At 45.8% G+C, this 12519-nt stretch carries 12 protein-coding genes; all 12 read left to right on the top strand.

Features of this window, described 5'->3' with window-relative positions; genetic code table 11:
• The first annotated feature begins 7 nt into the window (after positions 1-7).
• The 12 genes from nuoH to proS all read left to right on the top strand — a co-directional run bounded on the left by nuoH (position 8) and on the right by proS (position 12495).
• On the top strand, positions 8-1051 hold the full coding sequence (gene nuoH / locus ABJ081_10230) for an NADH-quinone oxidoreductase subunit NuoH (protein ID MEP6357051.1): 1044 nt from the start codon (positions 8-10) through the stop codon (positions 1049-1051).
• Positions 1052-1066: 15 nt separating this feature from the next.
• Positions 1067-1558: an NADH-quinone oxidoreductase subunit NuoI gene (nuoI, locus tag ABJ081_10225; GenBank protein MEP6357050.1), complete on the top strand. Its 492-nt coding sequence runs from the start codon at positions 1067-1069 to the stop codon at positions 1556-1558.
• A gap of 17 nt (positions 1559-1575) precedes the next feature.
• A complete protein-coding gene (locus ABJ081_10220) occupies positions 1576-2193 on the top strand; it encodes an NADH-quinone oxidoreductase subunit J (GenBank protein ID MEP6357049.1) in 618 nt (205 codons plus the stop codon).
• A gap of 5 nt (positions 2194-2198) precedes the next feature.
• Complete coding sequence (gene nuoK, locus ABJ081_10215) at positions 2199-2507, top strand: NADH-quinone oxidoreductase subunit NuoK (GenBank protein ID MEP6357048.1); 309 nt, start codon at positions 2199-2201, stop codon at positions 2505-2507.
• 6 nt (positions 2508-2513) lie between these two features.
• Positions 2514-4490, top strand: a complete 1977-nt coding sequence (gene nuoL, locus ABJ081_10210; protein MEP6357047.1) for an NADH-quinone oxidoreductase subunit L — start codon at positions 2514-2516, stop codon at positions 4488-4490.
• 30 nt (positions 4491-4520) lie between these two features.
• Complete coding sequence (locus ABJ081_10205; protein MEP6357046.1) at positions 4521-6044, top strand: NADH-quinone oxidoreductase subunit M; 1524 nt, start codon at positions 4521-4523, stop codon at positions 6042-6044.
• Positions 6045-6056: 12 nt separating this feature from the next.
• Positions 6057-7508 (top strand): NADH-quinone oxidoreductase subunit NuoN, encoded by a 1452-nt coding sequence (gene nuoN / locus ABJ081_10200; GenBank protein MEP6357045.1) that lies wholly within the window; start codon positions 6057-6059, stop codon positions 7506-7508.
• Between the two features lie 3 nt (positions 7509-7511).
• Positions 7512-8276, top strand: a complete 765-nt coding sequence (locus ABJ081_10195) for a biotin--[acetyl-CoA-carboxylase] ligase (GenBank protein ID MEP6357044.1) — start codon at positions 7512-7514, stop codon at positions 8274-8276.
• Between the two features lie 33 nt (positions 8277-8309).
• Positions 8310-9986: a ribonuclease J gene (locus ABJ081_10190; GenBank protein ID MEP6357043.1), complete on the top strand. Its 1677-nt coding sequence runs from the start codon at positions 8310-8312 to the stop codon at positions 9984-9986.
• 14 nt (positions 9987-10000) lie between these two features.
• The gene (mce, locus tag ABJ081_10185; protein ID MEP6357042.1) at positions 10001-10405 is read left to right on the top strand and encodes a methylmalonyl-CoA epimerase; all 405 of its coding nucleotides are present in this window, start codon (positions 10001-10003) and stop codon (positions 10403-10405) included.
• Between the two features lie 2 nt (positions 10406-10407).
• Entirely contained in the window at positions 10408-10680 is a 273-nt protein-coding gene (locus ABJ081_10180) for a DUF1467 family protein (protein MEP6357041.1), read from the top strand.
• Positions 10681-11172: 492 nt separating this feature from the next.
• Complete coding sequence (proS, locus tag ABJ081_10175) at positions 11173-12495, top strand: proline--tRNA ligase (protein ID MEP6357040.1); 1323 nt, start codon at positions 11173-11175, stop codon at positions 12493-12495.
• Positions 12496-12519 lie beyond the last annotated feature (24 nt).

Below are 12519 nucleotides of genomic sequence, written 5' to 3'. Positions count from 1 at the left end.
AGACACGATGGAATTTATCGATACATACGTCATCCCCGGAGCGATTATCGTCGGGCAAAGTCTGTTGCTTTTAGCGATTGTACTTTTGGGTGTGACCTATTCGACCTACGCCGACCGTAAAATCTGGGCGGCTGTCCAGCTTCGTCGCGGGCCAAATGTTGTTGGTCCTTGGGGGCTGTTTCAGGCTTTTGCTGATGCATTGAAATTCATTTTGAAAGAACCAATTATTCCATCTGGCGCCAATAAGGCGGTGTTCCTTTTGGCGCCCCTTGTTACTGTGACGCTAGGGCTAGCGGCTTGGGTGGTAATGCCTGTGAATGCAGGCTGGGTTGTATCTAACATCAATGTCGGCATTTTGTTTATCTTCGCCATTACATCGCTTGAAGTTTACGGCGTGATCATGGGCGGATGGGCATCAAACTCGAAATATCCATTCCTTGGTGCGCTTCGTTCTGCTGCTCAAATGATTTCTTACGAAGTCTCTATCGGTTTTGTGATCATTACAGTGCTGTTGTGTGTTGGCTCACTGAATATGTCAGAGATTGTGCTGGCGCAAGCAGAAGGGCCGGGCACGATGATTGGCCTACCAGCTTCCATCCTTGATTGGCACTGGTTTGCGCTCTTCCCGATGTTCATCATCTTCTTTATCTCGCTTTTAGCGGAGACAAACCGTCCTCCATTTGATCTGCCTGAAGCAGAATCAGAATTGGTTGCAGGTTTCATGGTGGAATATTCTTCCACGCCTTATGTGATGTTCATGCTCGGCGAATATGCAGCCATCTTGTTCATGTGTGCGATGACAACAATCCTGTTCCTTGGTGGTTGGTTGCCGCCAGTGGATATTGCACCGTTTAACTGGGTGCCGGGTGTTATCTGGTTCGTTTTGAAGCTATCACTTGTCTTTTTTATGGTGTCTTTGGTGAAAGCCTTTGTACCGCGTTATCGTTACGATCAACTGATGCGTCTTGGTTGGAAAGTATTCCTGCCAATCTCACTCTTCATGGTCTTCTTTGTTGCCTTCATCCTGATGTTGACAGGATGGGGACCGTAGATCGAGGGAAAAATTATGGGTTCATTAGCACAAGCCGGTAAGGCACTTTTCTTGAAAGAATTCGTAGGCGCGATTGCGTTGTCCATGCGCTATTTCTTTAAAGCAAAAGCAACCATCAATTACCCCTATGAAAAAGGGGCGATTAGCCCGCGCTTTCGTGGCGAACATGCACTGCGCCGTTATCCAAACGGTGAAGAGCGCTGTATCGCGTGTAAATTATGCGAGGCGATTTGTCCCGCACAGGCCATCACTATTGAAGCAGGCCCACGCCGCAATGACGGCACACGTCGCACCACGCGCTACGATATAGATATGGTAAAATGTATCTATTGTGGTTTCTGTCAGGAAGCTTGTCCTGTGGATGCGATTGTTGAGGGGCCAAATTTTGAATTTGCGACTGAAACCCGCGAAGAACTTTATTACGACAAAGACAAACTACTTGATAATGGGGCGCGCTGGGAGCGCGAACTGGCTCAAAACATCGCGCTCGACGCGCAATACCGTTAGGAAGCTTGAGGACCGACATGGGCTTGACTGCAATCTTCTTCTACCTGTTCTCCGTCATCGCGATCGGTTCGGCGTTCATGGTTATATCCGCAAAGAACCCAGTGCATTCTGTGCTGTTTCTTATTCTGGCATTTTTTAATGCCGCAGGTTTATTCGTGCTATTGGGTGCTGAATTCCTCGCCATGATCCTTGTGATTGTTTACGTGGGCGCTGTGGCGGTGCTGTTCCTGTTTGTCGTCATGATGCTTGATGTTGACTTTGTGGAGCTGAAACAAGGTTTCTTGCAATATGTGCCACTTGGTGGCTTGGTTGCTCTCATATTGGCTGGTGAGCTTGTTGTTGTTTTGGGTGGTTTTTTGGTGGACCCGAATTTTGCAATTGGGGTAGGTGCCGCACCTATACCTGATATTGGTGAGGTTAGTAACACAGAGGCCATAGGCCTACTTTTATACACCCGCTATATCTATTTCTTTCAAGCCGCAGGCATGGTGCTACTGGTCGCCATGATCGGCGCTATTGTTCTCACTCTTCGCCATAAAGAAGGTGTGAAACGGCAAAACATTTCTGCGCAAAACGCGCGCACACGCGAAACAGCCATCGAGGTTGTGGACGTTGAGACGGGTAAGGGGATTTAACGCTTATGGAAATTGGAATTTCCCATTATCTCGCCTTAGCAGCGATATTGTTCACGATTGGTGTCTTCGGCATTTTTGTGAACCGTAAAAACGTCATTATTATTTTGATGTCTGTTGAATTGATCTTGCTGGCTGTTAATATCAACCTTGTTGCCTTCTCGTCATTTGCGGGTGATTTAGTCGGTCAGATTTTCGCGCTCTTCATTTTGACAGTCGCGGCTGCTGAAGCGGCTATTGGTCTTGCAATCCTCGTGGCTTTTTATCGTAATCGCGGGTCGATTGCGGTTGAAGACATCAACGCAATGAAAGGGTAAGGGCACATGTATTCTGCAATTGTTTTCTTACCTCTTATCGGTTTTCTCATCGCCGGTCTTTTTGGTCGCGTCATTGGCGCTAAGGCCAGTGAATATATAACAAGCGGCTTACTTGTTATATCAGCCGTGCTTTCGTGGGTGGCGCTTTTCCAAGTGGGTTTTGGCGACAACGAAGGCTTCACTGTGCCCGTTATGCGCTGGATTCAATCTGGTGATTTTGCTGCAAACTGGGCATTTCGTATTGATACGCTCACTGTGGTGATGCTTGTCGTGGTCAACTCTGTATCGGCGCTAGTGCATATATATTCTATTGGTTATATGCACCATGATGCGCATCGCCCACGCTTTTTTGCTTATCTCTCGCTTTTCACCTTTGCGATGTTGATGCTGGTCACGTCCAACAATCTCATTCAAATGTTCTTTGGCTGGGAAGGTGTTGGTCTAGCATCTTATCTGCTAATTGGTTTTTGGTATCATAAACCATCGGCCAATGCGGCGGCCATGAAAGCGTTTATCGTCAACCGTGTGGGTGACTTTGGTTTTGCGCTTGGCATCTTCTCGATATTCATAATCTTCGGCTCCGTTGAACTTGAAACCATTTTCTCTGCTGCAAAAGGCATGGTGGATGACAAGGGTAATGTGATCGCTGCTGGTACAATTCTCAATTTCCTTGGTTATGAGCTGGCCCTTGATAGTGCACTGACAATCACCTGTTTGCTTCTCTTCATGGGTGCTATGGGTAAATCGGCTCAGTTCCTGCTACACACGTGGTTGCCTGACGCTATGGAAGGCCCGACACCTGTGTCGGCACTTATTCATGCAGCGACCATGGTGACAGCGGGTGTTTTCCTTGTAGCGCGCATGTCACCGGTGTTTGAGCTTTCGCATACAGCGCTCGCCTTTGTTACATTCATCGGTGCATTTACCGCTATTTTTGCAGCCAGCGTTGGTCTTGTACAAAACGACATCAAACGCGTGATTGCTTATTCGACCTGTTCTCAGCTTGGCTATATGTTTGTGGCTTTGGGGCTTGGCGGATATTCCATCGCGATCTTCCACCTCTTCACACACGCCTTCTTTAAAGCATTGCTGTTCTTAGGGGCGGGGTCTGTTATCCATGCCGTGTCTGATGAACAAGACATGCGTAAAATGGGTGGCTTGAAAAAGCATATTCCTATCACTTATTGGACCATGTTTATCGGCACCATCGCTCTAACAGGCTTGGGTATTCCGGGAACCTATATCGGTACTGCTGGTTTCTTCTCAAAAGATGCCATCATTGAAGCTGCCTTTGTGGGACATAATGCAGTTGCAAGCTTTGCTTTTGCCATGACCGTTTTGGCTGCACTGTTCACAAGCTTTTATTCATGGCGTCTTGTGTTCATGACTTTCCACGGCAAACCACGTGCTTCGGCTTCTGTAATGAGCCATGTACATGAATCACCACTTGTGATGACTGTGCCGCTGTTTATTCTATCGATTGGCGCGCTCTTTGCCGGCGTTGTCTTCTACGGCAGCTTTATTGGTGAAGGTTATGATGGTTTCTGGAAAGAAGCTCTCTTCACGGGCGCTGACAATCATCTCCTACATGATATCCATGGTGTGCCATTCCTTGTGAAATCAGCTGCCACAATCGTCATGGTTCTTGGCTTCTTGATTGCTTATCAATTTTATATTCGCAGACCTGATTTGCCGAAGAAATTAGCGGAAGAGCAACCAGGTCTTTATCAGTTCCTTTTGAACAAATGGTACATCGATGAAATTTACGACTTCCTATTTGTTCGCCCAGCCATGCGGCTTGGCACGTTCTTCTGGAAACGGGGTGACGGCTGGTTTATTGATGGTTTTGGCCCAGACGGCATTTCTGCCCGTGTGCTTAATATCACTGATAAAGTGGTCAAATTTCAAACCGGTTTCATTTATCACTACGCCTTCGCCATGATGATCGGCATTGCTGCCCTTGTCACTTGGATGATGTTCTAACAAGACGATGAGAAAGACGAAATAAATACCATGTCATTTCCAATCCTCTCTACGGTGACCTTTTTGCCTTTAATTGGCGTTGCAATGATTTTGATCGTGCGCGGCGATGATGCAATAGCGCGCCAAAACATTCGCTTTATCGCGCTGATTACGACAGCCGTTACGTTCATATTATCGCTCGGTATCTGGATCAATTTTGATGCATCCAACCCTGGCTTCCAGATGAAAGAACAGTTTAACTGGCTTGACGGTGACGCAATCGGTTATCGCATGGGTGTTGATGGCATTTCTATGCTGTTTGTTATTCTCACAACATTCCTGATGCCGCTTTGTATTTTGGCAAGCTGGGAGTCTGTGCAAAAGCGCGTTAAAGAATATATGGTCGCGTTCTTAGTACTAGAAACACTGATGATCGGTGTATTCTGCTCGCTAGATCTTGTGCTTTTCTATGTTTTCTTCGAAGCAGGCCTTATTCCGATGTTCATCATCATTGGTGTGTGGGGCGGTAAACGCCGTATCTATGCCTCTTTCAAGTTCTTCCTTTACACTCTGCTGGGCTCGGTTTTGATGCTCCTAGCTATAATGGCAATGTTTTGGGATGCAGGCACAACAAACATTGAAACCTTGCTTGCGCATGAATTCCCGCCATCCATGCAAACATGGCTGTGGCTTGCGTTCTTCGCGTCATTCGCCGTCAAAATGCCGATGTGGCCCGTCCATACATGGCTGCCGGATGCTCACGTTGAAGCACCTACGGCAGGGTCTGTTATTCTGGCTGGTATTTTGTTGAAACTGGGTGGTTACGGGTTTTTGCGCTTCTCACTGCCAATGTTCCCGCTCGCATCGGATTATTTTGCACCATTCGTGTTCACTCTATCTGTGATTGCCATAATTTACACTTCACTAGTGGCGCTCATGCAAGAAGACATCAAAAAACTGATTGCCTATTCATCTGTGGCCCATATGGGTTTTGTGACGATGGGTATTTTCGCTGCGAACGAACAAGGCATCCAAGGTGGTATTTTCCAAATGCTATCTCACGGCCTTATATCCGGGGCACTCTTCCTTTGTGTTGGCGTCGTTTATGACCGCATGCATACACGCGAGATCAAGGCTTATGGAGGACTGGTAAACCGTATGCCTTGGTATGCCACCGTCTTCCTGATTTTTACTATGGCAAACGTCGGACTTCCTGGCACCAGTGGCTTTGTTGGTGAGTTCGTCATTCTGGTTGGCGCGTTCAAGGCAAACACTTGGGTTGCGCTATTTGCGACAACCGGTGTCATTCTGTCGGCTGCTTATGCCTTGTGGCTTTATCGACGTGTTGTTTTTGGCACGCTTCAAAAGGAAAGTCTGAAATCAATTTTGGATATGTCACTACGCGAGAAAGTAATCATCGCACCTTTGGTTATTCTGACTATTTTCTTTGGTATTTATCCCGCGCCAATATTCGATGCCACTGCAGCATCAGTCGACAATCTCATTCAGGGTTATCAAGCAGCCCTAGCGAAAGCTGATCTTCTTCAGCAATCTGCCGCAGCAAGCTTGAAATAGGGGGCATAAGACATGCAAGAAAAATATTTAGCCGCCTTGAATTTATCACCTGCCATGCCAGAAATATTACTGGCGATCGGCGCTATGGTTTTGTTGATGATTGGCGTTTTCTCAAGAGAAAAATCGACAGTTACAATTACTGGTCTTGCCATCGCACTTCTTATTGTTGCGGGTGTTTTTGTTTTTAACGGTAGTAATGAAACAATCTCTACATTTGATGGCGCCTTTATTGTCGATCCTTTCGCCAATTATATGAAGATTTTGACTTTAATCGGTTCTATTGCTGCCATTGCTATGTCAATTGCTTTTATCCGCCGTGAAAAGTTTGATCATTTTGAGTATCCCATTTTGATTGTGCTGGCGACACTCGGCATGATGATGATGATATCTGCGAACGATATGATCGCGCTTTATCTCGGGCTCGAGCTTCAGTCCTTATCACTTTATGTGATTGCCGCGATCAACAGAGATTCAACACGCGCGACGGAAGCGGGCTTGAAGTACTTTGTGCTAGGCGCGCTATCATCTGGCTTCCTTTTATACGGCATGTCACTCATCTATGGCTTTACCGGGCATACTGAATTTCCAAACATTGCCGCCTCCTTACAAGAAGGCAAAGCATCAGCTGGGGTTATCATTGGCCTTGTATTCGTGCTTTGTGGTATGGCGTTTAAAATATCAGCTGTGCCATTTCATATGTGGACACCTGATGTTTATGAGGGTGCTCCCACGCCTGTGACCGCCTTCTTCGCCGCTGCCCCAAAAATTGCAGCCATGGCATTGTTCGTCCGCGTTACCTATGACGCCTTTGAACCGGTGACCAAAGACTGGCAGCAGGTTGTTGTCTTTATCTCCATCGCGTCCATGATCCTTGGTGCTTTTGCCGCAATCGGCCAAAACAACATTAAACGTTTGATGGCTTATTCTTCCATCGGTCATATGGGATACGCTCTCGTGGGGCTTGCTGCTGGTAGTCAAGTTGGCGTCAAAGGCGTTATCATTTATATGACCATCTATATGGCCATGACGCTGGGGGCCTTTGCTTGCATCCTTGCCATGCGCCACAAAGATGGCATGGTGGAAGATATTAATTCTCTTGCTGGAGCCTCTAAAAATCATCCGGTCATGGCCTTTATTCTGGCAATGATTATGTTCTCACTAGCAGGCATTCCACCGCTTGCTGGCTTCTTCGGTAAGTGGTTTGTGTTCGTTGCAGCTATAGAAGCTAATCTATATGTGCTTGCTATCATTGGTGTGTTAGCAAGTGTCGTTGGTGCTTTTTATTATCTTCGTATTATCAAGATTATGTATTTTGATGAAGAAAAAGGACCGTTTGAAGCAATGCCGATTGAACTGCGCGTTATCATGACGATCGCTGGGCTTTTTGTGCTGTTCTTTGGTCTTATTATCGGACCGATAGGTGATATGGCGGAAACGGCTGCTAAGACCTTTTTTGTCGGATAGAACTTGCAAGAGTTCGTAGACACATCACTGGATATCACTCATTTTGCCTTTGATACAATTGGTTCAACCAATGATGAAGCTTTTAGGCTAGCGGAAGAGCGAGGGCTGGCGCGGTTTTTCGTTACAGCAAAAGCTCAAAGTAGCGGACGAGGGCGACGAGGCAGGGTTTGGGTCTCTAAGATAGGTAATCTCTATGCAAGCCTATTTCTTAAAGCTCCAGCAAGCCCTGTGTGTTGCGCTGAGCTTTCTTTTGTAACTGCCGTGGCTTTGCATGAAGCGATATCAGATTGTACGCAGGAACGTTCATCGTCATGTGCATTGAAATGGCCGAATGATGTTTTGTGGAACGGGGCCAAAATTGCTGGTTTGCTTTTGGAGGCACGCGAACAGTCCGGTGATATGGATGTCGTGGTTGGTATGGGTGTAAATTGCACCCATCATCCTGATGACACACCGTATCCTGCCAGTAATTTTCTATCCGAAGGTATAGACCTGACTGCTGATCAATTATTTGAAGCCTTAAAGTCGCGTTTGGTCCAGAATGTAAATTTATGGAACGCTGGTCGCGACTTTGAAACGATCCGCACTAAATGGCTGAAACACGCACGCGGTATCGGGCAAGAAATAACTGTACGTTTAGATAATGAGGAAATAAGTGGTCAATTTCGAGATATAAACAATCGTGGCCAACTTATTCTTGGTCTTTCTGACAAAACAGAACGCATTATAACCGCAGGAGATGTTTTCTTTCCTGACCGCACGCGCTAAGTCAAAGTTACACATTTCCAACTAAGGAATATTATGACTGATTCCCAATCCCCTGAACTCGTATTTTCTCCACTTGGTGGTGTTGGTGAAATTGGTATGAATCTCGCGCTCTATGGTTTTGGCCATGCGAAAGAACGAAAATGGATTGTTGTCGATTTTGGTATTTCTTTTCCTGGCCCTCATCAACCTGGTGTGGATGTTATTTTTCCTGACATCGCTTTTTTGGAAGATAATCGTAAAGACATCCTTGGGATATTTATTACCCATGCGCATGAAGATCACTATGGTGCGCTGCTGGAACTATGGCCAGCCGTTGAAAAACCAATTTATTGTTCGGCCTTTGTTGCGGGTCTCTTAAATGCTAAGGCCGCGCGTTACGGCGAATATCAAGCTGTGCCGACAACTGTTGTTGAACAAGGTGAGACGATAGATATAGGCCCGTTTAGTGTCGAATTTATCGCCGTTTCTCATTCAATTCCTGAACCAAATTCGTTGCTGATAACGACTGAGGCGGGCAGGGTATTGCATACGGGTGACTGGAAACTGGACCCAACTCCCGGTGCTGGACGTGCGACAGATGTTAAACGTCTTAAAGAGATTGGTGAGACTGGCGGTGTTGATGCCCTTATTTGCGATTCTACCAATGCCATGCGTGAAGGCGTAAGCCCGAGTGAAGCAGAAATTCAAGAAAATCTCACAAAAATTATCAAGAACGCAAAAAACCGCGTTGCTGTAACAACTTTTTCTTCAAACGTTGCGCGTATTCGCGCGATCGCGCTTGCAGCTAAGGCCGCAGATCGTCAAGTGGTGTTGATGGGTGCTGCCATGCGTCGTGTGGTCGATGTATCGCGAGAGCTTGGATATTTGGACGATGTGCCACCTTTCATCGGTGAAGCGGAATATGGCTATATGCCCCGTGAGAAAGTGCTGGTGATTTTAACGGGATCACAAGGTGAACCTCGCGCTGCTCTTGCGCGCATTGCTAGAGATGATCATCGCAACATCGCTTTTTCAAAGGGTGATCTGGTGATTTTTTCATCCCGTGCGATTCCTGGCAACGAGAAAGTAGTCGGTAATATCATCAATCAACTCGTAACAAGTGGTGTTGATGTAATTACAGATCGCGATGAAGTGGTCCATGTCACTGGTCACCCTCGCATCAATGAACTTGTACAAATGTATGATTGGGTAAAACCACGCTCGCTTATTCCTGTTCATGGCGAGGCTATGCATTTGCGTGCTCAAGCGCGTCTGGCATTGGGGGCGGGCATTAGCGATGTAATGGTCATTGATAATGGTGATGTGGTTCATGTTGCACCGAACGCGCTTCAAAAGGTTGATGAGGTGCCTGTCGGTATTTTGGTGCGTGACGGTAAATATATCCGTGATGAGGATGGGGCAGGCGTCAACATACGACGCAAGCTTTCGTTCGCGGGCATTGTGAATGTTGCTATTGTGCTAGATGCTAAAGGCGGTATTCCTGATGATCCAGCAGTCGAACTATTTGGTCTTCCCTTGGAAGATGATGAAGATGAATTGTTTGAAGATATTATTTTCAATGTTGTTCTCAACACGATTGAAGCGCTACCAATGAAAAAACGTAAAGACGAAGCTTTAGTCAAAGATGCTGTCTACCGTGCCGTGCGGGCCAAGGTAAATCACTTATGGGGCAAAAAACCATTTTGCTCAGTAATGATGCTAAGAGCATAGAGTGGAAAATTGTTATGATTGGTCGTTTAAATCATGTGGCAATTGCGGTGCCTGATCTGACAGCAGCCTGTGCACAATATGAAAATGCATTAGGTGCGAATATAACAAAACCGCAAGACTTGCCTGAGCATGGTGTGCGGGTTGTATTTGTTGAATTACCCAATACAAAAATTGAGTTTTTATATCCGATTGGCGATGATTCTCCGATCGCTGGTTTTCTTGAGAAGAACCCCACTGGTGGGATTCATCACATATGCTATGAAGTCGATGACATTATTGCCGCACGTGAACGCCTTATCAATCAAGGCGCTCGTGTGCTTGGGGATGGTGAGCCTAAAATCGGAGCGCATGGAAACCCTGTTTTGTTTCTCCATCCTAAAGATTTCCAAGGCTCTCTCATTGAGCTTGAGGAAGTATAGTAATGGCTGTAATTACCGTTTTTGCCTTTTATTTCATTTTGTGGTGGTTGGTTTTTTTTACCGTGCTGCCTATTGGCGTGCGCACTCAAGATGAAGATAATGATGTGACGCTTGGCACTGTATCGAGTGCACCTGTTCAACCAATGATTTTGAAAAAGATGCTGATCACTACATTGGTCTCTGCAGTTATTCTAGCCGTGATCTATTTGGTGGTTGTTGGTTTTGGCATCACGATTAAAGATGTTCCATTTTTGCCAACTTTTGAGCAGTTGTAAGCTTTCTCGTTATTCCTATTTTTATGAGGGTGCTAGCCAAAAAAAACAGGACCATAAGGTCCTGTGTTTATAGGTTCAGCTATCTGCTATTCCATTCCAATTTAATTGGTGCAGCGTGACAATGACGCGCCGGAAAACAGTCCCTCCCAAGACTTCAGAATGCTCATAATGGAATGGTGAAATCCACTCTCTATTCTCATTAAAGAAAAACATATACAACCTACAGGCACTTGTCACCTGTATAGTATAAAAAATATTACTGCATTGAGGCTTATGGTTTAAAGTCTATTGATGCTGCGCCCTTAATCTTATAATTTAATGGGATAGTCGGTGCGCGGCGTCGCTTTTTTCTTTTTATTATTATATCAATTAGTTGCGCATAATCAGCATTTTCTGAGCATATTTTTTTGAGTCATGTAATTTTTTGCTAGCTTGCGAGCAATTCTACAGATAACTGATATCTGTATGAAGTAAGAACATAGGACTATGGCCATGCGGCTTTCACAATATTTCCTTCCTATTATCAAAGAAACACCCAAAGAAGCGGAGATTATATCTCATCAGCTTATGCTGCGTGCTGGAATGGTACGTCAGCAAGCCGCCGGTATTTATACGTGGTTGCCATTGGGTTTGAAGGTGTTGGAGAAAATCAACGCTATCGTGCGTGAAGAAATGAACAGAGCTGGTGCAGTTGAGATTCTCATGCCTACCATTCAATCAGCTGATCTGTGGCGTGAAAGTGGCCGTTATGATGCATATGGCAAGGAAATGCTACGCATTCAGGATCGCCAAGATCGCGAGATGCTTTTTGGTCCCACCAATGAAGAAATGGTGACTGATATCTTCCGCAGCTATGTGCGTTCTTATAAAAGCTTGCCGCTTAATCTATACCATATTCAATGGAAATTTCGTGATGAGGTGCGCCCCCGTTTTGGTGTGATGCGCGGGCGAGAGTTTCTTATGAAGGATGCTTACTCTTTTGATGCAGATTATGAGACAGCAAAGCTCTCTTATCAGCGTATGTTTGCAGCCTATTTGCGCACCTTTAATCGCCTCGGATTGCAAGCAATTCCTATGAAGGCCGATACAGGACCGATTGGTGGTGATCTCAGTCATGAGTTTATTGTTTTAGCTAATACGGGCGAGAGTAATGTTTTTTGCCATAAGTCACACCTTGAGCGTGAAGCACCACCTGAAGACGTGGATTTCCAAGATCCCGCTGTTATGCAGGGCATTTTTGACGCATGGACTGCTGATTATGCCGCGGATGAAGAAATGCATGATGAACAGGCTTATGAGGCCATCAGCGAAGAAAATCGTGTGAGTACACGCGGTATTGAAGTAGGCCATATCTTCTATTTCGGTACTAAATATTCTGAAGCTATGGGTGCAACAGTTATGGGTTCTGATGGCGTGGAAAAACCTGTCCATATGGGGTCTTATGGTATTGGCCCATCTCGCCTTGTGGGCGGTATTATTGAGTCAAGCCATGATGACGATGGCATCATATGGCCACAGGGTATCGCGCCCTTTGATATTGGCCTTATCAATATGAAACCAAGTGATGATGCTACTGACCCTGCTTGTGAGCAACTCTATAATACCCTTATCAAAGTGGGCAAAGATGTGCTCTATGATGATACAGATACACGTGCGGGTGCTAAATTTGCTACAATGGATCTAATTGGATTGCCGCAGCAGATTATCGTAGGACCTCGTGGCCTGAAGGATGGTGTAGTAGAATTAAAGAATCGGGCAACAGGTGAACGGGAAACACTGACTATTGAAGCTGTGCTCAACAAACTAACAGCTTGAGTAGGCATGAATGGGGATTGGCGG

Source organism: Hyphomicrobiales bacterium (assembly GCA_039989895.1).
GTDB lineage: Bacteria > Pseudomonadota > Alphaproteobacteria > Rhizobiales > JACESI01 > JACESI01.
This window is presented reverse-complemented; position numbering and strand designations above follow the sequence as displayed.